This window comes from Agrobacterium sp. 16-2014-1-2a (assembly GCF_053522705.1).
Map to the genome: position 1 here is coordinate 374,214 of NZ_JBNWBX010000003.1, position 19,930 is coordinate 394,143.

The window sequence follows — 19,930 nt, forward strand, 5'->3', positions numbered from 1 at the left end:
GTTCGTCCATTTCAGGCAGAAGACACTTTCGGCGTTATCTGCACTCGTTTTGATATGATAAATCCGATAGACCGGACCGGCGAAAGGATCAACCTTCATCCATGCTGACCGATTTTCATTTTTTCCTCGTCGCCATCCCCGCAGTCGTGCTTGTCGGCCTTTCCAAGGGCGGGTTGGGCGGTGCGCTGGCACTGATGGGCGTGCCGCTGATGGCGCTTGCCATCCCGCCCGTGCAGGCGGCGGCAATCTTCCTGCCGATCCTGATCGTGATGGATCTTGTGGCGCTATGGGCCTGGCGGCACCACAACCACCGGCAAACGCTCCTCATCATGCTTCCGGGCGCGATCGCCGGCATTACTCTCGGCTGGGCGACCTCAAGCCTCATCTCGGCAGACGCCATGCGCCTCGTCGTCGCCTCGGTGACGATCCTGTTCGTACTGCGTTATTTCCAGGAGAGCTTCAAAAGCCGCAAAGGGCAGGAGATTCCGGCCAGACCGCAGCGTCCGGTGGCTGCAACACTCTGGTCCAGCCTGTCCGGTTATGCGAGTTTCGTGGCCCATGCGGGTGGCCCACCCTTCCAGATCTATGTTCTGCCGCTGAAGCTCGATCCCAAGACCTATACCGGCATGAGCGTGCGTTTCTTTGCGATCATGAATGCAATCAAGCTCATTCCCTATTTCGCGCTGGGAGCGCTTGATGCAACCAACCTCAAGACATCGGCGAGCCTGTTGCCGGTGGCAATGCTGGCGACGCTTGCTGGCGCAAGGGTGGTGAAATATCTGAAACCATCAGTGTTCTACCCGCTGATGTATACCATGGCGCTGATCGCGGCGCTGAAACTGCTGTGGGACGGGCTGCCTTTCTAGACCCAAGGCGGCCACTAAAAAGCCCTGGCAGCACGCACGTACCGCCAGGGCCGAAAAAGAATCCGTCAGTCCTTCATCGAAGGCTGGGGAATGGCATCAATCAATGCCTTGTGGAGGCGCGAAGCCTCTGTAGTTCATCCTTCAGGCGCAGTTTACGGCGTTTGAGATCGGCGATCTCTCTATCGTCAGAGGACGGGGAAGCAAGAATACTTTCGAGCTCCTCCTCCAGAGCACCGTGTTTCTTTTCGAGCGATGCAATATGAGCCTGAATGGTCATGCGGCACGTCCTTCCATTTTTAAGCCTACCTCCAGCTCTCCATCGCTGGAGTTTCAGGTTTGCGACGACAATGTGACATGGATCGTTGGTCTTGTCGAAGGCGAAATGAAGGCAATAAGTGGGCAATTTGGTCGCAAGGGATAACTTCCCGTTACCGCGATTTGATGATAGAGGCTCGAGGACCGATGACATACGCGCCGGAGGCTCTCCGGCTGGCATAAAATGGGGATGACAAGATGCCCGATCAGGACCAGGCGGACATCAGGCTTACGCTGGCGCGGCTGCGCCAGGAGCATGAGGATTATGACGCTGCGATCAACGCGATGATCCAGACCAACTGCGATGCGCTGAGAATACAACGCATGAAAAAGAAAAAGCTGGCCGTCAAGGACAAGATGACCCAGATCGAAGATCAGGTCATTCCCGATATCATTGCCTAGAGTGGCTTCCGTGCTTCCTGCCGGATGCACGCGAGACGCTCTAATCTATTGAATTTACGCATCGTGCCTTGCAGAAATCAAAATCGATTTTTGCGCCTATGCTGTAAGCCGGAGAAGCGAAGTGACAGCAGAGACACCCCCCGTCGCCATCATCATGGGCAGCCAGTCCGACTGGGAGACCATGAAGAATGCCGCCGATACGCTGGATGCGCTGGACGTGGAATACGAAGCCCGCATCATTTCCGCCCACCGCACGCCTGATCGCCTTTATGATTTTGCCAATGGCGCGAAAGACGAAGGCTTCAAGGTCATCATCGCGGGTGCCGGCGGCGCCGCCCATCTGCCGGGCATGACCGCCGCCATGACCCCGCTGCCGGTTTTCGGCGTCCCGGTACAATCCAAGACGATGTCCGGGCAGGACAGCCTCTATTCCATCGTCCAGATGCCCGCTGGCATTCCCGTCGGAACGCTTGCCATCGGCAAGGCCGGCGCTATCAATGCCGCACTTCTGGCAGCTGCGGTTCTGGCGCTGGGTGACGAGGACCTGGCAGACCGGCTCGATGCATGGCGCGCGCGCCAGTCAGCGGCCGTTGCCGAATATCCCATGGACAGCGCCCAGTGACAGCCTCTGACACGACGATGAATACGAACAATCTCACCATCGGCATCATCGGCGGCGGGCAGCTTGGCCGCATGCTGGCAATGGCCGCCGCGCGCCTCAACCACCGCACCATCGTTCTCGAACCGCAAGCCGATTGTCCAGCGGCGCAGGTCTGCAACAGCCAGATTGTCGCGGAATACGGTGACGAGACGGCGCTTGCGGAACTCGCTCGCCTTTGCGATGTCGTGACCTACGAATTCGAGAACGTACCCGTCACCGCAGCCGAGACGCTGAGCGCTTCAGTTCCCGTTTATCCCCCGCCGCAGGCTCTCAGCGCCTCGCAGGATAGGCTGACGGAGAAACGCTTCCTCAACGGTTGCGGCATTCCGACCGCCGATTTCCGCGCCGTGGATAATCAGGAAGAACTGGAGGCGGCATTGGCCGCTTTTGGTGGCAAGGGTGTACTGAAAACCCGCCGCATGGGCTATGACGGCAAGGGCCAGAGGCTTTTCAAGGGTGGTGAGGACATCGCAGGCGCCTTCGCAGCACTCGGTGGTGTGCCGCTCATCCTCGAAAGCTTCGTCGCTTTCGAGCGGGAAATATCGATCATTGCCGCCCGTTTCAGGGATGGCACCGTTACCTGCTACGATCCGGCCGAAAACATTCATCTGAACGGCATTCTGCATACATCCACCGTGCCGGCAGCGCTCTCCGATGCGGCGAAGGCGGTTGCCGTGCAATCGGCGGAAAAGCTTCTGGCCGCGCTCGACTATGTCGGCGTGATCGGCATCGAGTTTTTCGTGCTGCCAGATGGTTCGCTCGTTGCCAATGAAATGGCGCCGCGCGTGCACAATACCGGCCACTGGACGGAAGCGGCCTGCGTGGTCTCGCAATTCGAACAGCATATACGAGCCGTCTCCGGTCTTGCCCCCGGCAGCACGGCCCGCCATTCGGATTGCGTCATGACGAACCTCATCGGCGATGACATCAATGATGTGCCAGCATGGCTTTCGAAAAAAGACTGTCTCGTGCATCTTTACGGCAAGACACAAGCACGGCCCGGCCGCAAGATGGGCCATGTGACCGAGCTTTTGCACACAGGAAAAGCCTCAGTCTTTTAAGGCAAAGACGTCTGGAAGTGTTGACAGGCAGGGGTCAAACGGGTATTTGCCTGCCAACCGAAAAGAGCGCGCCCCGTTGCGCGCTTTTGATTGTTTGAATAAGCACGGTAAAAGCCGTGCAAAACTGCGGACCAGTAAAATGAAAATCAAGAATTCGCTTAAAGCGCTTAAGGCCCGTCATCGCGATAACCGCCTGGTTCGCCGCAAGGGCCGCGTCTACATCATCAACAAGCAGAACCCGCGCTTCAAGGCTCGTCAGGGCTGATTGAGTGCCACTGCGGTTCGCGATCACATCGCGGATCACTTTGTTGACAGTGCAGAACTTTGCATTTGATATTGGGCGCAGTCGGGTTAAGCTTTAACCCATGCGCCCAAATCGTTTTTGCACGGCTATCATCGTCGCTCAGGGTTTCCTGCTTTCGGGCCTCCTGCTTTCAGGAATGGCGTCCCTTGGTCATGCGGCAGATGGTCAGCCTCCCGCAGCCATGGAGGCTGCGCCTTCACCTGCAAAGACAGTTGACAGTCTTTTCGCATCGCTAAAAAAAGAGCGGAATGCGGTCAAGGCGCGCAGCATTGCCAACCAGATCGCTTCCGAATGGAACGATTCCGGCAGCGCGACAATCAATCTCCTGATGCAATGGGCAGGTGAAGCCGCAGACGAGAAGCGCAACGCCGCCGCTTACGATTTTCTCGACCAGGCTATTTTACTCGATCCGGACTACGTGCAGGCGCCCTATCGCCGCGCCATGGTGCATTTTGCGGATGGCGACACCCGAAAGGCGATGGCGGATATCAATCTGACGCTGGAGAAGGAGCCGCGCTATTTTCCGGCACTGGCAAGCCTTGCAAACATCCTCGAAGCCTCAGGCCGTGACGATCTGGCGCTGAAAGCCTGGGAACGCTATCTCGCGCTCTATCCCGCGGACAAGGACGCTCGCAAAGAGGCCGCTGACCTTTCTGAAAAGCTGGCTGGCACTCGCAGCTGAATATCGCAGACGATCCAAACAAAAATCGCCGCAAAAGCGGCGATTTTTCATTGTGGGACCGTCAACCGATCATTCCATGCCGAGCGCAGCCATATAGGTCTGAAGAATGGTTTCTTCCTCGATACGCTCGTTGGCGTCCTTCTTGCGCAGGCGGATGATGGTGCGGATCGCCTTGGTATCGTAGCCACGACCCTTCGCCTCGCCCATGACATCCTTGATGTCTCCCTGAATGGCGGCCTTTTCCTCTTCGAGACGCTCGACGCGCTCGATGAATTGACGCAGTTCGGCGGCGGCGACGGTTTCGGTGGTGCTCGTTTCGTCCATCATATCATCCTTCATTGGTAGCAGCTCGGGTGAGCCTTGTTCATTAAATCCAGGCGAAGCCTTCGCCGGTCGCCGCCAGCCGGGCAGCAAAAATTCCGGCCTGTGACCTGCCCACTGACGGGCCTCACGTCAAGTCGTTTCCGTCGCTCGGGGGTTATTCCGTTGGCTTGTTCTGCTCAAAGGCGGCTTTCTGGGCGTCGCTCGCCTCCGCCTGATATTTTTCCTTCCACTCCTCATAGGGCATTCCGTAGACGATTTCCCGGGATTGCTCCTTGGTGAGTGCAACGCCGGCCTCGTTCGCGGCTTCCCCATACCAGTTGGAAAGGCAATTGCGGCAAAAGCCCGCGAGATTCATCAGGTCGATGTTCTGCACATCGTGACGCTCGCGAAGATGCTCGACGAGACGGCGAAATGCGGCGGCCTCGAATTCAATCTGCTGTTTGTCATTCGGTGTCGTCATGGGGCAGCTCCAGGCTCAGTAGGGGCCGGTGCGAGAGGTGAACAGCTCATATTCATGCAAAATGGGATCGTCGTTCATTGCGGCGAAAATGGGAGCGAGCCGGTCCGACCATTCGGCAATCCCTTCCTCATCCGCGATCAAATCCTGCCGAACTTCAAGAAGCGCATGCGGTATGCCCTTCATCATGCAATGGCGATACATGGTATCGCCCTTCAGCGCCCCGTCATAGGGTTCGTTGTCACCAACGAGAATGTCGCCGGTCGCGCGCAGATGCGCCAGAAGCGGATCGACCGCACGATTATCCGTGTCCCACAGAACCGCCGCATGCCAGGGCCGCGGTGTTTCTTTCCAGAACGGCGTGTACGAATGCAGCGACAGAACAAGCGGCGCTTCCCCCGACGACTGCGCTACACCGGTGAGCACGCGATCGACGGCATTGTGATAGGGACGATGAAAAAACTCGATCCGTCTTTGCCATTCCTCATCCGAAATCGGGTGGTTGCCGGGGATGATCGCCCCGTCGGAGATCTTCATGATAAGGGTCGGATCGTCCTCGCCGCGATTGGGGTCGATCAGGAGGCGCGAAAATCGTCCAAGCACGGCCGGCACGCCGAGGCGGGCCGCAAGAGAGCGCGTCAGCCCTTCAATGCCAATATCAAATGCGATGTGACGATGAAAAGCGGTTTGCGGAAGGCCAAGTTTGCCGTAGTGTGCCGGCAGGAGGTTCATGGCATGGTCCGCCAGAAGAACCATGCCTTTGTCATAATCGCCTTCTATGATTTCATAGGGTATGAAGTCGTTCATCGATAATTTTCTGGGGCAGGATTGAGGAGAAAAGCTTGATGGCATGGCTTGAGGCCGGGCGCAAGTTTCGGCGACAGAACAGCCATCTACCTTATCGCACTCACGATCCCACGAACAATATAATCGATTAAACTCGCGTTGACTTTCTTTGGCGGCCACGCCAAGAAGTGTGTTCATTATAACCATGGAATCCGGATGGAAGCCGTGACTCAGTCATCTCTCGCTCTTCCTCGCCACTTTCGGCATCTTGCCCGTCTTTTCTCCGCAGCGGCATTGTTTCTGACCCCGTTTGTCTTCGTGGAGGCCGCGCATGCGGATTTCCGCGTCTGCAACAGCACGCAAAACCTCGTGGGGGTCGCAATCGGCTACCGGGCGCAGGACGGCTGGGTCAGTGAAGGTTGGTGGCAGGTCCCCTCCTCCACCTGCGCAACGCTGATAGAGGGTGAGTTGCAGTCGCGTTATTATTATCTTTATGCCGAGGACGCCGCTCACGGCGGCCGTTGGACCGGTGACGTCAACATGTGCGTGGCGGAAAACGAGTTCAAAATCGCCGGCGTAGACGATTGTTATGCCCGCAGCTTCCAGAGAATGGGTTTCAAGGAATATGACACGGGCAGACAGGGCAGCTGGATGGTCCAGCTTTCCGATACGCCAGGCACACAGGGAAATCAAAACTGATGAAGCGTAACCGCAAAGTCAAAATTCTTGCAACTCTCGGCCCCGCCTCTTCCGACGAGGCAATGATCGAAAAGCTGCATCTGGCCGGCGCCGATCTCTTCCGCATCAACATGAGCCATGCGAGCCACGACGTGATGCGGACGCTGATTGAGCGTATTCGCTCCGTCGAAAGCCGTAACGGCCGTCCCATCGGCATTCTGGCCGACTTGCAGGGTCCCAAGCTGCGCGTCGGTAAATTTGCCGAAACCAAGGTTGATCTCGTTCCCGGCCAGACGTTTACGCTGGACAATAACGATACGCCCGGCGACAACACCCGCGTTTTCCTGCCGCATCCTGAAATTCTCGAAGCGGTCAAGCCTGGCCACCGCCTGCTGATCGATGACGGCAAGCTGCATCTGCGCGCTGAGAAGAGCGACGGCAAGAGCATCGTCACCACTGTTGTTTCGGGCACCCGGATTTCCGACCGCAAGGGCATTAGCCTGCCCGACACCCTGCTCGGCGTCGGCGTTCTGACCGACAAGGACCGCGTCGACCTCGACGCCGTTCTCGCAACCAACGAAGTGGACTGGGTTGCCCTTTCCTTCGTTCAGCGCCCGGAAGACCTGGCCGAAGTGCGCAAGATTTCGCGCGGTCGCGTTGGCCTGATGTCCAAGATCGAGAAGCCGCAGGCTATTGAGCGCATCGAAGAAATCATCGAGCTTTCCGACGCATTGATGGTCGCACGCGGCGATCTCGGCGTGGAAATGCCGCTGGAAGCAGTTCCGGGCATCCAGAAACAGTTGACCCGCGCCTGCCGTCGTGCCGGCAAGCCGGTTGTCGTTGCCACACAGATGCTGGAATCGATGATCACAGCTCCGGTTCCGACCCGTGCGGAAGTTTCGGACGTTGCAACTGCCGTATTCGAAGGCGCCGACGCCATCATGCTCTCGGCCGAGTCCGCTTCCGGCGATTATCCGATCGAAGCCGTATCGACCATGGCATCCATCGCCAGCACGGTGGAACAGGACCCCTATTATTCCAACATCATCTACGCGCAGCGCCCACAGCCGGAAGCGACGGGTGCAGACGCCATTTCGCTTGCTGCCCGCCAGATTGCCGAAACGCTGAAGCTCGCGGCGATCGTCACCTACACCTCGTCCGGCACAACGGGTCTGCGCGCCGCGCGCGAGCGGCCACAGGTTCCGATCATTGCGCTTTCGCCGATCATCCAGACCGCACGCCGTCTGTCGGTCGTCTGGGGCCTGCATTGCGTGGTTACCGGTGACGCCAGCGATCTGGACGATATGGTGAACCGCGCTTGTCGCATCGTCGTGTCCGAAGGTTTCGGCAAGCCGGGCGACCGCATCATCATCTCCGCCGGCGTGCCGCTCGGCACCCCGGGCGCGACCAACATGGTGCGCATCGCCTATATCGGTTCGGACGGCCAGAGCGGCGTCTGATATCGCGATATCAAGCATAATAAAAAACCCGCCGTCACCGGCGGGTTTTTTGTTGGCCTTTCGGCCGCATTGCAGAAAGCGGGGCTCAGTGCATCTTCACCGGCGTGCTGAAACGGCTGGACTCGATCGCCGCTGCACCGGGCTTGAAGCTTGCCGATGTGGCCGAAGCCGACATGTCGTGGCTGAGCATACGGTTGGCGACGACGCGCGGCGCCTTCACCGAACGGCCGGTCGAGCCCTTGTTCTGGTTGAGCGCCCAGTCAGAGATCAGATCCTGCGTCAGACGACCACCGCCGACCATGGCCTGATGGGAAACGGCGGCATCCTGCCTGCTCGGGCGTGAGCCCTTGGTCGGCAAGCCGGCCGTCAGCCCACCATTGATGGAGGGTTTCAGATCAAAGGCGTCACCGAAACCTGCCTCTGGCTCAGCCTTCGCCGTTTCGGCGGGCGCGACTGTAACCTTGTGGTTGACGGCAGCCGGGAACGGCGCGGCTGTCGGCACGGTAGCGGAATTGATCTGCGAACGGGCAGCCTGACCGCTCTGTTCCAGAGCAGCAACCACAGTCGGCGAAAGCGTATCTTTCCGCTCTTCGGCGAGATCTTCGTCGCCTTCCGGATCAGCATTGGCCTGTGCCAGCAGGGCTTCCGCCACAGCCGGACGATTGGCCGGCACCGGAATAGACGCAAGTTCGCCCGTCGCTGCGGGTGTCGCACCATCTGCGGATGCGGTCAGGATCGATCCTTCAGCGTCGCCACGCATGCCACGCGGCCCAAGAAGCGTCGGCACAGGCACGGATACCTCAGCCAGATCGGCAAACTGCTGACGCTCGGCCGGAGCAGAGGTCGGCGTCGGTGTTGTAGCAGCCTGGAGGGCATCCTGCGCCGCATTACGGGCCGGAGAATAAAGCGCGGTGGCAAGGCCCGTATTGGCCGGAGGCTGGTTGCCGAAAGCTGGACGTGCAATGGGCAGCGGCGCAGTGCTCACACCGGGAAGCGGTTGGGCGGAAGCAACGGCGATCGTCGGTTCTGGCTCAGGTGCAGCAGGCGGTGGCGTTGCAGGGCGAGCGACAGCCGGACGTTCTGCGGGCTGCGGCGTTGCGATGCTATCGGGATCTTCATCCTCGTCGCCTCCGCCAAAGAGCGCCTGCAACAGTGTCTTGCGCTTGCCGCCACCACCGGAGGACGCAGGGCCGGCACCGGCGCTGGAAGCAACCTGAATGGAAGAGGAATTGACGCGCTTCTTGTAGTCAGCCAAGGCCTGTTCATAACCGGGAAGCGGATTGCCATCGGAAGGAACGTGCAGCGTATTGCCCTTGGGGAAGATACGCACGAGTTCCTGACGGCTCATGCGCGGCCAGGCACGAACGCCGCCGACATCCATGTGCACGAAGGGAGAACCCGAGGTCGGGTAGAAACCTACGCCGCCAATCTGCATCTGCATGCCGATTTCGCGCAGTGTGGAAAGCTTCACGCCCGGAATGTAAAAATCCATGGCCTTGCCGAGCATATGCTGGCTTTTTTCCGCCACGCCCTTGGTGCGCGTGCGCAGGAGGCCGTTAGTCTCAGGCGAACGGAAGGCCGAAACAACGTTGATGTAATCGGTCGCGCCACTGCGGCGGTAGACTTCCCACACAAGATCGAAAAGACGCGGATCCATCCGCGTCGGTTGGTTACGACGCCAGTCACGCAAAAAGCGGTTCAGCTCCTGCAGACCCTTCTGGTCGTATTTTCCGTTGCGCTTGAAAGTTATGACCGCCTTCTCGCGTGTATGGATATAATACAGTTTGAGACTGCGCGTTTCGGCGAAAGCTTCCGTCGCCGAGACACCTGCGAATGGCATTGCGGCGAGCATCAAGCAGGCAAAGGTGACAGCGCGTGCCGACAGCTTCGTGCATATATCCTTGATCAAGCCGCGCGCGATCTTGGTCGACAGCGCGATATTTCGATGCAGATATGGCAATTCGATCCCCGCCTGGAAGACAATTTCTGTCACATTGCCTCAAATGAACGTCAAATACGGTGACACGATGGCAAAATTGCCACACAGATGCAACCTTCCTCTATATAGTGAATCAGCCACTAACAAGAGGTTTATAGACGGTAAGCGGATATCCTTGCTCAGAAGTTAACGAATCTTGCTATCTGCCGTCGAACAGGCGGTTTGTACAATCAGGCCGCATCCCGCAACGGATCGTCCGGATCAATGCCATAATCCTTCAGCTTGCGATAAAGCGTCGAGCGGCCGATACCAAGTTTCCTTGCGACCTGACTCATCTGCCCGCGATAAAAACGAAGGGCAAAACGGATAAGCTCCTCTTCGATCTCGGCCAGCTTCCTGATATTGCCTGAGTCGTCCATGCTGGAGATCAAGTTTCCTCCCCGGTAGATCGTGGTGGAAATATCTGACGCCTCATCCAGAATGGCGTGACTTTCGGCGACCGGCGGCGGCGGAGAATATGCGGCGAGTTTCAGCGACGATCCAGACGGCGACCGGATCGACTCACCCGCATCGTCCCCACCTGCGAATTCTGGCAATTGCAGCGCGATTTGCGGAAAATCGGAATCCGCCAGTTCCTCGCCCTGCGACAGCACGACGGCGCGGAAGACGGCATTTTCAAGCTGGCGGATATTGCCCGGCCAGTCATAGGCCGTTAGCAATGCCAGCGCGCTGGCATCGAGGCCGACGGGATTTGGCAATTTCTGTTCCACCGAAAAACGCTCCGCGAACACCCGTGCCAGATGGGGAATATCCTCCTTGCGCCGGCGCAACGCCGGAATGGTGATAGGAAAGACGTTGAGGCGATAATACAGGTCCTCGCGGAAGCGGCCTTCCTTCACCTCTTCGATGAGATTCTTGTTGGTGGCGGAAATCAGGCGGACATTCACCTTCTGCACACGCGCGGAACCGACAGTTTCGATTTCGCCCTGCTGAACTGCCCGCAGTAGCTTTACCTGCACGTCGAGCGGCAGATCACCGATTTCATCGAGGAACAGCGTTCCGCCATCCGCTTCCATGAACTTGCCAACGTGTTTTTCCGTGGCACCGGTAAAAGCGCCCTTCTCGTGACCGAAAAGAATACTCTCCACCAGATTGTGCGGGATAGCGCCGCAATTGACGGTGATGAATGGTTTGTTCGCCCTGTCGCCAGCCGACTGGATTGCACGGGCGACCATTTCCTTGCCGACGCCGGATTCGCCTTCCAGCACCACGGGAATGCTGGACTGGGCGGCGCGCTGCGCCAGTTCTATCACCCTCAGCATGGCCGGGCTTGCGGAAACGATATCAGTAAAATTCACGGCATTGCTCCGTCCGCGCCTGCCCGTGCGGGCCTTTGCCTCTCTCCTGTCGAGCTTGAGGGCATTGGAGATGGCGGCGCCGATCCGTTCCGGCGAGACCGGCTTGACGACGAAATCGAAGGCGCCGGCGCGCATGGCCTGCACGACGGTATCGATGCCGCCCTGCCCCGTCTGGACGATGACCGGGACGTCGGTGCCGAGTTCGCCAACGGCTTTCAGGAAGGCGAGGCCATCCATTTCCGGCATCATCAGGTCGAGGACGACAACATTGATCTCGCCGCTATATTGCTTGAGCAGCTCCAGCCCCGCCCTGCCGTTTTCTGCAAGCAAGGCCAGATGCCCATAACGTTCCACCGCATTTTTGAGCAGGCGGCGCTGGACGGGATCATCGTCTATCACGAGAACATGCGCGGTCATTTTTGGCTCCGGTTTCCGGTTTATGGACCTGCGTCATGCGGTCCCTTGTGGCGCACTCTGGCACGGGAGATTTGAACATCCAGTTTTGAGATTTGCTTGCATTTTATCCATTGCTGCGGGAAACAAAGGCCCCATATGCTGCGCAGGCATAACGACAAGGACGCGTTCGATGACCCTCAATCGCCCAACACCGCACCCCGTATTTTCGCTTGCCGAAACCTCCGGCCCTGCCCTTGGCGACCTGCCCGGCTGGAAACTCTCGGATCTCTATCCCTCGGGCGATTCGCCGGAATACAAGGGCGACATTGAGAAGGCGGCGACGCTGGCGGCGGCTTTCGAGGATAAATGGAAGGGCAAGCTTGAAGCCGCTGCAAAGGCGACGGGCGCCAACGGCATCGGCGCTGCTCTAAAGGAATATGAAGCGCTGGACGATCTTATCGGCCGCATCGGTTCCTTTGCGGGGCTGACGTATTTTTCAGATACGTCCAACCCGGCAAACGGCAAGCTTTACGGCGACGCTCAGGCGAAACTGACGGATATTTCCGCCCATCTGCTGTTCTTTACGCTTGAACTGAACCGCATCGACGACGCCGTAATGGATGCCTGCATGGCAAACGATGCCTTAGCTGGGCACTACAGGCCGTGGCTGGTGGATTTGCGCAAGGACAAGCCGCACCAGCTCGATGACCAGCTCGAACAGCTATTCCTCGAAAAATCGATCACGAGTGCCAGCGCGTTCAACCGCCTGTTCGACGAGACGATGGCCGACCTGCGCTTCGATATAGACGGCGCAAGCCTTTCGCTGGAAGTAACGCTCAATATGCTTCAGGAGCCGGAGCCGGAAACTCGCAAGAAGGCAGCGCAGGCGCTCAGCACCACCTTCACCAATAATCTGAGGGTCTTCACCCTCATCACCAACACACTGGCCAAGGACAAGGATATTTCCGACCGCTGGCGCAAGTTCGAAGACATCGCCGACAGCCGCCATCTGGCAAACCGTGTCGAGCGCGAGGTCGTAGACGCTCTGGCTGCCGCCGTGAAAAACGCCTATCCACGCCTTTCGCATCGTTATTACGCCATGAAGGCGAAATGGCTCGGCATGGAACAGATGAACTACTGGGACCGCAACGCGCCGCTTCCCGATACATCGAATACGATCATTCCCTGGGATGAGGCGAAGGACACCGTGCTGTCCGCCTATGGCGATTTTGCGCCGGAGATGGCCGATATCGCCCGCCGTTTCTTCGATGAGCAATGGATCGACGCCCCCGCCCGGCCCGGCAAGGCGCCGGGCGCCTTCGCGCATCCGACCGTGCCTTCGGCCCATCCTTATGTCCTCGTCAACTATCTCGGCAAACCGCGCGACGTGATGACGCTTGCCCATGAGCTTGGCCACGGCGTGCACCAGGTGCTGGCCGGCGACCAAGGCGCGCTGATGTGCGCGACGCCGCTGACGCTTGCCGAAACTGCCTCCGTTTTCGGAGAAATGCTGACCTTCCGCAAATTGCTTGACGACACGAAGGACGTCAGGGAACGCAAGGCCATGCTCGCCCGCAAGGTCGAGGACATGATCAACACGGTCGTGCGACAGATCGCGTTTTATGAATTCGAACGCAAGCTGCACACCGCCCGCAAGCAGGGTGAGTTGACCTCCGAACAGATCGGTGAATTGTGGCTTTCCATTCAGGCCGAGAGCCTCGGCCCGGCGATCAAGATTTCCGAAGGGTATGAGACCTGGTGGACCTACATCCCCCATTTCATCCACTCTCCCTTCTATGTTTATGCCTATGCCTTCGGTGATTGCCTGGTGAACTCGCTCTATGCCGTTTACCAGAAGGCCGAGACCGGCTTTCAGGAGAAATATTTCGAGCTTTTGAAAGCAGGCGGCACCAAGCACCATTCGGAACTTCTGAAACCATTCGGCCTCGATGCGACAGATCCTTCCTTCTGGGACAAGGGTCTTGCCATGATCGAAGGGCTGATCGACGAACTGGAAGCGCTTGACAGCAAACAGGCCTGATCGCCTCCAAAAAAATACCGATGACAGGCGACGAGCAAAGGCAATGAAACGCAAACCCGCCGATCTGACCTTGAGAGAAACGCTGCGCTGGGAGCCGCAATCAGGTTTTCAGCGCATTGACCAGCATATGCGCCGGTTATTGCGCTCAGCCGATGCGCTCGGTTTCCGAGCACCGGTCAACGCGGTTCAGGTACTGGAGAAGAAGGTGGGCGGCGAAAGTCCGCTCTGCGTGAAGCTGGTCATGAACTACAAGGGTGAGCTCGATATCGAAACGGCCGACTTTCGGCCGTTGCAGGAGGGAACCGTCTGGCGGATCCGCATCGCGACGCAAACCAGGCTTGATTCCACCGACACCTTCTATCGCCACAAATCATCGCGCCGGGAACCCTATGATGCCGCCCGCGCCGAATTTTCAACCGGGGATGCAGACGAGGTTCTGCTGCTCAACGAGCGCGGCGAGTTGTGCGAGGGATCATCGACCAGCATCTTCGTCGAAATGCCGGACGGGCAATTGCTGACGCCGCCGCTCGACAGCGGTATTCTGCCGGGCGTCCTGCGTGCCGATCTCATCCGCCAGCGCAAGGCACGCGGGCAGGCATTGAAGCCGGAGGATATTGCCGGTCGACGGCTGTTCGTGGGAAATTCGCTGCATGGGCTGATTGCGGCGGAGCTGGTCTAAACCGTCACCGCCAAAAGCCGGTCGCGGCCCTTTTCCTTGGCAGCGTAAAGCGCCTGATCGGCGCGCATGAAAACATCGTCGGCACTTTCTGCCATCCGATAGGTCGTCATTCCAGCGGAACAGCTATAGGAAAAATCCGGAAACTCGGCCAGAGGTCTGGAAAGACGCACCTTTTGCAGTAGCCGCTCGACGATCTCCCGGCTCTCAACAACCGAACTGCGCGGCAGGATGAGCATGAATTCCTCTCCGCCGATCCTGCCAAAACAATCCACCCGCCGGACGACGGAATGGGCGATCCCGACAAAATCGCGCAGCACCGCATCGCCGCATTTGTGGCCGAAACGATCGTTGATGTGCTTGAAAAAGTCGATGTCGAGCGTGCAAAGGCAAAAGGGCGCTTCAAGCCCCTTGCCGACCCGCTCCACCTGTAGCGCGAGTTTGGCGAAAACAAAACGCCGGTTCGCCGTTCCCGTCAATTCGTCGGTCTGCGAGGCGCGCACCGCCAGATCCCGGTCCTGCCGCAGGGTTCTGTAGCCCTGGCGCAATTCGGTGACATCGCTTGCGACACACAGCATCCAGCCATCCTGCTGCACCGTCTCCGTCATCCAGAACCAGCGGCCGTCATACATATCCATCTCGAAGGCACGATACGGCAGCTTGCCGCGCCGGGACTGCGCCGACAAAAGCCAGCCCTCGAAATCGCTGTTTCTGACGACCACGCCGGTTCGCAGACGGTGGTTCAAGCGCATGATTTCCGCCCAGGTCGAAAAATCATCGTCGGCAAGCTGAAAGCTCTGCCGAAACGACGGGTTGGCATGCCGCAACCGGTCTTCGGAATCGTAAAGTGCAATAAGAACGGGGGTGGCGCTCTGAAGCGCTGCGACACGCTCAATAAGACTATTCAACAGGCAACACTCCTGTGATGACGAAAAGCCCCCTTTTCGTCATCTTGCAAAAGCCCCCAAGCCCTAGGACATATACACGAAAAGAAGAACTTGATTATAAACGTAGTCTCTAAAATGCGAAGGGGAAGAATGCGGTCGGAAGGTCTCGACTTCAATCTCGCCGGATCGCAACCGCGCAGAACGGGATCACCACACACCAACCCGTCACAACTTTCGCATCCCGGGCTTGCGCCACCGTCATATGTCCGTCATGCACCTGCCCTTTATTGTGGCACGCTTTTATGATCTAGCTTACTTATTGGCTTAAAAAGGAAAAATGACGAATGACGGACGCAAACCATCCGATTTACGGCGATATTGACGGCCCCATCATCATGATCGGCTTCGGCTCCATCGGGCGCGGCACTCTTCCGTTGATCGAACGTCATTTCAACTTCGACAAGACCAGGCTCGTCGTCATCGACCCGCGCGAGGATATCGCAGCGTATCTGGCCGAGAGAAACATTCGCCATATCCGTACGCATCTGACCAAAGAAAACTACAAGGAGGTGCTCAAGCCACTCCTTAAAGGGGTTCAGGGTCAGGGCTTCTGCGTCAATCTTTCGGTCGATGCCGCATCCGTCGATCTGATGAGGCTCTGCCGCAAACATGGCATGCTCTACATCGACACCGTAGTGGAGCCGTGGCCCGGCTTTTACTTCGATGCAGACGCCGACAATGCCTCCCGTACCAATTATTCGCTGCGCGAGACCATGCTGAAAGAAAAGGCTCGGAAACCGGGCGGCACAACGGCCGTTTCCACCTGCGGTGCAAATCCCGGCATGGTGTCCTGGTTCGTAAAACAGGCGCTGGTCAATCTCGCCAAGGATAGCGGTCTCGACATCGAAGAGCCCCAACCGCATGACCAGCAGGCATGGGCAAAGCTCATGCAGCAGCTCGGCGTCAAGGGCGTGCATGTGGCAGAGCGCGATACGCAGCGGGCAAAAAATCCCAAGCCCTTCGGCGCATTCTGGAACACCTGGTCTGTCGAGGGTTTTATCGCCGAAGGTTTTCAGCCCGCCGAACTCGGCTGGGGAACGCATGAAAACTGGATGCCGAAAAACGCGAAAAAACAAAAAAAGGGCAGCAAGGCAGCGATCTATCTCGATCAGCCCGGCGCCAATACGCGGGTACGGACATGGTGTCCCGGACAAGGGCCGCAATATGGATTTCTGGTCACCCACAACGAGGCGATCTCGATTTCCGACTATTTCACCGTCCGCAATGACGAAGGCGATCTGATCCACCGGCCCACCTGTCACTATGCCTACCACCCCTGCAACGACGCCGTCCTTTCCCTGCACGAACTTTTCGGTAATGGCGGCACGCCGCAGCCGATCCAGCATGTGCTTGGCGAAGACGAGCTTGTCGATGGTGCCGACGAGCTGGGTGTTCTTCTCTACGGCCATGACAAAAATGCCTATTGGTATGGCTCGCGGCTAACCTTGCAGGAGGCACGGGCGCTCGCCCCCAGCCAGAACGCGACCGGATTGCAGGTCAGCTCCGCGGTACTGGCCGGAATGGTCTGGGCGCTTGAAAATCCGCAGGCCGGCATCGTCGAGGCGGATGAAATGGATTATCGCCGTTGCCTTGAGGTGCAGCGTCCCTATCTTGGACCGGTCGAAGGACATTACACGGACTGGACGCCGCTCGACGGTCGCCCGGGACTGTTTCCAGACAATATCGACACCTCGGATCCCTGGCAGTTCCGCAACATCCTCGTGCGCTGAGGACATGGCGTCTCATATTTGTCACGCAGGTGTTTTCATGACGGATGTCAGGAACCCGGGAGAGCAAACAACGTTGCCTTGAAATAAATAACGCTTCACGGCATGGTCGAAACATCAGGGTTTCATCGAATCGCAGGAGAACAGGCTCATGAACTTCAAGACAAGCGCTGCTTTGCTTTGTGCCGCAATCGCGGTGTCTTCATGCGTTGCGCCGGGTCCCTCCCAGCAGACGTCGATGGCACCCTCGCTTGCCCGCGGCCCGGCCGTGGATGGCCGCTGGATCGACCGCAACGGCATCGTATCGACATTCCAGAACGGTGCTTTCTCCACCCGTTCGACCGATACCAACACGCTTCTGGCATCAGGCACCTATGTCACGATTTCGCCGACGCTCTATGAAATCAACATGACGTCGCTGGTGCGCAACACGCAATCGCGCGTCAACTGCGCGCTCGTCTCCCCGTCACAACTGAATTGCACGACAGACAGCAACAGCCAGTTCTCGCTAACGCGTCAGGGCTGATAACACAGTCTTTTCAATGGTATGATCTTTTAAAACGCACGCCTCAAGCGTGCGTTTTGCTTTATTGCGCCACTGTCACAATTTCCGCTTGCGGCAGCTGCCGCTAAATGGAAACATCGCGCTTTGAAAGACTGACATACTTTCAGACTAGAGAATGAGCACGGCCTGATGATGATCGACCGGCCAGGGCTTCCGCTTTGAACAGGAGAGAGGGACCATGAAGAAAATTTTGAGACTGAGTATGCTGAGCGTTTCCGCGATAACGCTTTCAGCCGGAGCGGCTCTGGCCGATTACGAACTCAACATTCTTCACATTAACGATTTTCACTCCCGTATCGAATCGATCAATAAATTCGACTCGACCTGCTCAGCGGAAGAGGAAGGCAAAAACGAGTGCTTTGGCGGCGCCGCGCGCCTCTTGACCGCAATCAACCAGACAAGGGACGCGCTCAAGGCTCAAGGCAAGAACGTTCTCCTGCTCAATGCCGGCGACAATTTTCAAGGCTCGCTGTTCTACACCACCTACAAGGGTACCGTTGAAGCCGAAGTGCTGAACGCCATGAAGTTCGACGCCATGACCGTCGGCAACCATGAATTCGACGATAGCGAAGACGGGCTTGCGGGCTTCCTCGACAAGGTTCAGTTTCCGGTCGTGACCGCCAATGTGGTTGCCAGCGCCGCCTCGAAAATCGGCGATCGCGTCAAGCCGTCCATCGTCCTTGAAGTCGGCGGCCAGAAAATCGGTATTGTCGGCGCTGTCGCCAACGACACGGCGGAACTTGCGACCCCCGGCCCCAACATCACCATTGCGGAAGATGTCGCGAAAATCAGCGAACAGGTGCAGAAGCTGAAAGGCGAGGGTGTCAACAAGATCATTGCCCTGACCCATGTCGGATATCCGCGCGACCTCGAATTCATCGCGAAAATCCCGGATGTGGACGTCGTTGTCGGCGGCCACTCGCATACGTTGCTCTCCAACACCGACCAGAAGGCCGAAGGACCTTACCCGACAGTCGTCGACAATCCCGGCGGCTACAAGGTTCCGGTCGTTCAGGCAGGGCAATACAGCAAATATCTGGGTGACCTGCGCGTCGTCTTCGATGACAGCGGCGTGGTCAAGGAAAGCAAGGGCGATCCGATCCTGATCGATTCATCCTTCAAACCCGACGAAGCAACGCTCAAGCGTATCGATGAACTGAAAGCACCAATCGAGGCGCTCAAATCGAAGGTCGTCGGCACTTCGGAAGGCCCGATCGAAGGTGACCGCAAGGTTTGCCGCGTCAAAGAATGCTCCATGGGTAATCTGGTAGCGGATGCGACCCTTGCCCGCGTCAAGGATCAGGGCGTCACCATCGCTTTCGCAAATAGCGGTGGCCTGCGCTCCTCCATCGATAGCGGCGATGTCTCGATGGGCGAAGTCCTGACGGTTCTGCCGTTCCAGAACACGGTCGCGACTTTCCAGCTGAAGGGCGAGGATATTCGCGCTGCCCTCGAAAACGGCGTCAGCCAGATCGACGATGGCGCGGGTCGTTTCATGCAGGTTTCAGGCATGAAATATTCCTTCGACCGCTCCAAGCCAGCCGGCAGCCGCGTTACTGCGGTCGAGGTCAAGGAGGGCGACGCTTTCGTGCCTCTCGACCCGGCTAAGACCTACACTGTCGCGGCGAATAATTACGTTCGCACCGGCGGCGATGGCTTCAAGGTATTCGCGACCAAGGCGATCAACGCCTATGACTTCGGCCCCAACCTCGAAGAGGCTGTAGCTGCATATATTACGGCCAACAGCCCCTATAAGCCCTTCACGGACGGCCGCATCACCGAAGTGACGCCTGCCGGTTATGTAGCTCCGACAAAGCCCGCTGCACCAGCGCCTGCCGCAACAGCACCGGCGGCAACTGCAACCGCTCCGGCCGCCACACCAGCCCCGGCTCCCGCAGCACCTGCTGCGACTGCACCTGCCACCACCACGCCGGCAGCGGCCGCGGCTGCCGCCAGCAAATATGTCGTCGCAAAGGGCGATTCGCTCTGGAAGATCGCGGCGGAGAAGTATGGCGACGGTGCCCTTTGGACCAGGATTGCCAAGGCAAACACGCTGAAGCATCCGAACCATATCGAGATCGGCGAGGAACTGGAGGTTCCGGCTCAATAAGCCGCGAACACACAGACAGGGCAATTTGCCGCAGACGGGAAGCCGGCCTCGCACCATGAGGCCGGCTTCTTATTTTCCCTTTAAAAACAGATCATTACAGGCTGCGTTTTATCAAAAGACAATGCGTCCGTTACCGCACCTCGGAAATCACCTCCGCAGGTGGTTCAATCCTTAC

General features: G+C 58.1%; 20 protein-coding genes. 13 read left to right on the forward strand and 7 right to left on the reverse strand.

Annotation, left to right across the window (positions count from 1 at the left end; all coding sequences use genetic code 11):
- Window positions 1–101: 101 nt before the first annotated feature.
- Complete coding sequence (locus ACQZ45_RS13375; protein WP_003511429.1) at window positions 102–866, forward strand: sulfite exporter TauE/SafE family protein; 765 nt, start codon at window positions 102–104, stop codon at window positions 864–866.
- A 100-nt stretch (window positions 867–966) separates the two neighbouring features.
- Here ACQZ45_RS13375 and ACQZ45_RS13380 read toward each other — a convergent pair whose 3' ends face one another.
- Window positions 967–1,143: a YdcH family protein gene (locus ACQZ45_RS13380; protein WP_003511430.1), complete on the reverse strand. Its 177-nt coding sequence runs from the start codon at window positions 1,141–1,143 to the stop codon at window positions 967–969.
- Window positions 1,144–1,379: 236 nt separating this feature from the next.
- On the opposite strand from ACQZ45_RS13380, the gene ACQZ45_RS13385 reads away from it, so the two are divergent.
- From ACQZ45_RS13385 to ACQZ45_RS13405, 5 genes are all read left to right on the forward strand, one after another.
- Window positions 1,380–1,583 carry a YdcH family protein gene (locus tag ACQZ45_RS13385; protein WP_003511431.1) on the forward strand — a complete coding sequence of 68 codons (204 nt, stop codon included), beginning with the start codon at window positions 1,380–1,382 and terminating at the stop codon, window positions 1,581–1,583.
- Window positions 1,584–1,737: 154 nt separating this feature from the next.
- Entirely contained in the window at window positions 1,738–2,205 is a 468-nt protein-coding gene (gene purE, locus ACQZ45_RS13390) for a 5-(carboxyamino)imidazole ribonucleotide mutase (RefSeq protein WP_034501985.1), read from the forward strand.
- Between the two features lie 17 nt (window positions 2,206–2,222).
- On the forward strand, window positions 2,223–3,305 hold the full coding sequence (locus tag ACQZ45_RS13395) for a 5-(carboxyamino)imidazole ribonucleotide synthase (protein ID WP_448742299.1): 1,083 nt from the start codon (window positions 2,223–2,225) through the stop codon (window positions 3,303–3,305).
- A 139-nt stretch (window positions 3,306–3,444) separates the two neighbouring features.
- Window positions 3,445–3,570, forward strand: coding sequence for a type B 50S ribosomal protein L36 (gene ykgO / locus ACQZ45_RS13400; protein WP_003497670.1), 126 nt, complete (start codon window positions 3,445–3,447; stop codon window positions 3,568–3,570).
- 100 nt (window positions 3,571–3,670) lie between these two features.
- Entirely contained in the window at window positions 3,671–4,291 is a 621-nt protein-coding gene (locus tag ACQZ45_RS13405) for a tetratricopeptide repeat protein (RefSeq protein ID WP_448742281.1), read from the forward strand.
- A 69-nt stretch (window positions 4,292–4,360) separates the two neighbouring features.
- Here ACQZ45_RS13405 and ACQZ45_RS13410 read toward each other — a convergent pair whose 3' ends face one another.
- The 3 genes from ACQZ45_RS13410 to ACQZ45_RS13420 form a co-directional block, all read right to left on the reverse strand.
- On the reverse strand, window positions 4,361–4,618 hold the full coding sequence (locus ACQZ45_RS13410) for a DUF2312 domain-containing protein (RefSeq protein WP_006314683.1): 258 nt from the start codon (window positions 4,616–4,618) through the stop codon (window positions 4,361–4,363).
- 151 nt (window positions 4,619–4,769) lie between these two features.
- Window positions 4,770–5,075 (reverse strand): DUF1244 domain-containing protein, encoded by a 306-nt coding sequence (locus ACQZ45_RS13415; RefSeq protein WP_038494246.1) that lies wholly within the window; start codon window positions 5,073–5,075, stop codon window positions 4,770–4,772.
- A 15-nt stretch (window positions 5,076–5,090) separates the two neighbouring features.
- Window positions 5,091–5,879: an N-formylglutamate amidohydrolase gene (locus ACQZ45_RS13420; RefSeq protein ID WP_448742282.1), complete on the reverse strand. Its 789-nt coding sequence runs from the start codon at window positions 5,877–5,879 to the stop codon at window positions 5,091–5,093.
- 273 nt (window positions 5,880–6,152) lie between these two features.
- Here ACQZ45_RS13420 and ACQZ45_RS13425 point away from each other — a divergent pair, with 273 nt between their 5' ends.
- Complete coding sequence (locus tag ACQZ45_RS13425; protein WP_370647635.1) at window positions 6,153–6,557, forward strand: DUF1036 domain-containing protein; 405 nt, start codon at window positions 6,153–6,155, stop codon at window positions 6,555–6,557.
- Complete coding sequence (gene pyk, locus ACQZ45_RS13430; protein WP_003511440.1) at window positions 6,557–7,996, forward strand: pyruvate kinase; 1,440 nt, start codon at window positions 6,557–6,559, stop codon at window positions 7,994–7,996. The genes ACQZ45_RS13425 and pyk overlap by 1 nt, the downstream gene beginning before the upstream one ends.
- Before the next feature lie 85 nt (window positions 7,997–8,081).
- Here the strand turns inward: pyk and ACQZ45_RS13435 are convergent, their stop codons facing one another.
- On the reverse strand, window positions 8,082–9,989 hold the full coding sequence (locus tag ACQZ45_RS13435) for a DUF882 domain-containing protein (RefSeq protein WP_003511441.1): 1,908 nt from the start codon (window positions 9,987–9,989) through the stop codon (window positions 8,082–8,084).
- 176 nt (window positions 9,990–10,165) lie between these two features.
- Window positions 10,166–11,710, reverse strand: a complete 1,545-nt coding sequence (locus ACQZ45_RS13440; RefSeq protein ID WP_035199677.1) for a sigma-54-dependent transcriptional regulator — start codon at window positions 11,708–11,710, stop codon at window positions 10,166–10,168.
- A 169-nt stretch (window positions 11,711–11,879) separates the two neighbouring features.
- Between ACQZ45_RS13440 and ACQZ45_RS13445 the strand changes: the two genes are divergently transcribed.
- Both ACQZ45_RS13445 and ACQZ45_RS13450 read left to right on the forward strand, forming a co-directional pair.
- Window positions 11,880–13,730: a M3 family oligoendopeptidase gene (locus ACQZ45_RS13445; RefSeq protein ID WP_448742283.1), complete on the forward strand. Its 1,851-nt coding sequence runs from the start codon at window positions 11,880–11,882 to the stop codon at window positions 13,728–13,730.
- 43 nt (window positions 13,731–13,773) lie between these two features.
- The gene (locus tag ACQZ45_RS13450; protein WP_448742284.1) at window positions 13,774–14,409 is read left to right on the forward strand and encodes an aminotransferase class IV family protein; all 636 of its coding nucleotides are present in this window, start codon (window positions 13,774–13,776) and stop codon (window positions 14,407–14,409) included.
- On the opposite strand, the gene ACQZ45_RS13455 is transcribed toward ACQZ45_RS13450, so the two are convergent.
- Window positions 14,406–15,314, reverse strand: a complete 909-nt coding sequence (locus tag ACQZ45_RS13455) for a sensor domain-containing diguanylate cyclase (RefSeq protein ID WP_003511446.1) — start codon at window positions 15,312–15,314, stop codon at window positions 14,406–14,408. The two genes, ACQZ45_RS13450 and ACQZ45_RS13455, sit on opposite strands and share 4 nt — an antisense overlap.
- Before the next feature lie 323 nt (window positions 15,315–15,637).
- Between ACQZ45_RS13455 and ACQZ45_RS13460 the strand changes: the two genes are divergently transcribed.
- The 3 genes from ACQZ45_RS13460 (at window position 15,638) to ACQZ45_RS13470 (ending at window position 19,755) form a co-directional block, all read left to right on the forward strand.
- A complete protein-coding gene (locus ACQZ45_RS13460) occupies window positions 15,638–17,083 on the forward strand; it encodes a homospermidine synthase (RefSeq protein ID WP_448742285.1) in 1,446 nt (481 codons plus the stop codon).
- 148 nt (window positions 17,084–17,231) lie between these two features.
- Window positions 17,232–17,606 (forward strand): outer membrane lipoprotein Omp10, encoded by a 375-nt coding sequence (gene omp10 / locus ACQZ45_RS13465; protein WP_003511448.1) that lies wholly within the window; start codon window positions 17,232–17,234, stop codon window positions 17,604–17,606.
- Window positions 17,607–17,823: 217 nt separating this feature from the next.
- Complete coding sequence (locus tag ACQZ45_RS13470; protein WP_112200803.1) at window positions 17,824–19,755, forward strand: 5'-nucleotidase C-terminal domain-containing protein; 1,932 nt, start codon at window positions 17,824–17,826, stop codon at window positions 19,753–19,755.
- Window positions 19,756–19,930 lie beyond the last annotated feature (175 nt).

What these genes read in the sequence shown, in the direction of transcription:
- ACQZ45_RS13385 (WP_003511431.1), top strand. Translation starts at nt 1,380, where the DNA reads ATGCCCGATCAGGACCAGGCGGACATCAGGCTTACGCTGGCGCGGCTG.
- omp10 (WP_003511448.1), top strand. Translation starts at nt 17,232, where the DNA reads ATGAACTTCAAGACAAGCGCTGCTTTGCTTTGTGCCGCAATCGCGGTG.
- ykgO (WP_003497670.1), top strand. Translation starts at nt 3,445, where the DNA reads ATGAAAATCAAGAATTCGCTTAAAGCGCTTAAGGCCCGTCATCGCGAT.
- ACQZ45_RS13440 (WP_035199677.1), bottom strand. Translation starts at nt 11,710, where the DNA reads ATGACCGCGCATGTTCTCGTGATAGACGATGATCCCGTCCAGCGCCGC.
- ACQZ45_RS13460 (WP_448742285.1), top strand. Translation starts at nt 15,638, where the DNA reads ATGACGGACGCAAACCATCCGATTTACGGCGATATTGACGGCCCCATC.
- ACQZ45_RS13410 (WP_006314683.1), bottom strand. Translation starts at nt 4,618, where the DNA reads ATGATGGACGAAACGAGCACCACCGAAACCGTCGCCGCCGCCGAACTG.
- ACQZ45_RS13405 (WP_448742281.1), top strand. Translation starts at nt 3,671, where the DNA reads ATGCGCCCAAATCGTTTTTGCACGGCTATCATCGTCGCTCAGGGTTTC.
- ACQZ45_RS13420 (WP_448742282.1), bottom strand. Translation starts at nt 5,879, where the DNA reads ATGAACGACTTCATACCCTATGAAATCATAGAAGGCGATTATGACAAA.
- ACQZ45_RS13375 (WP_003511429.1), top strand. Translation starts at nt 102, where the DNA reads ATGCTGACCGATTTTCATTTTTTCCTCGTCGCCATCCCCGCAGTCGTG.
- ACQZ45_RS13395 (WP_448742299.1), top strand. Translation starts at nt 2,223, where the DNA reads ATGAATACGAACAATCTCACCATCGGCATCATCGGCGGCGGGCAGCTT.
- ACQZ45_RS13380 (WP_003511430.1), bottom strand. Translation starts at nt 1,143, where the DNA reads ATGACCATTCAGGCTCATATTGCATCGCTCGAAAAGAAACACGGTGCT.
- ACQZ45_RS13450 (WP_448742284.1), top strand. Translation starts at nt 13,774, where the DNA reads ATGAAACGCAAACCCGCCGATCTGACCTTGAGAGAAACGCTGCGCTGG.
- purE (WP_034501985.1), top strand. Translation starts at nt 1,738, where the DNA reads ATGGGCAGCCAGTCCGACTGGGAGACCATGAAGAATGCCGCCGATACG.
- ACQZ45_RS13445 (WP_448742283.1), top strand. Translation starts at nt 11,880, where the DNA reads ATGACCCTCAATCGCCCAACACCGCACCCCGTATTTTCGCTTGCCGAA.
- ACQZ45_RS13415 (WP_038494246.1), bottom strand. Translation starts at nt 5,075, where the DNA reads ATGACGACACCGAATGACAAACAGCAGATTGAATTCGAGGCCGCCGCA.
- ACQZ45_RS13470 (WP_112200803.1), top strand. Translation starts at nt 17,824, where the DNA reads ATGAAGAAAATTTTGAGACTGAGTATGCTGAGCGTTTCCGCGATAACG.
- pyk (WP_003511440.1), top strand. Translation starts at nt 6,557, where the DNA reads ATGAAGCGTAACCGCAAAGTCAAAATTCTTGCAACTCTCGGCCCCGCC.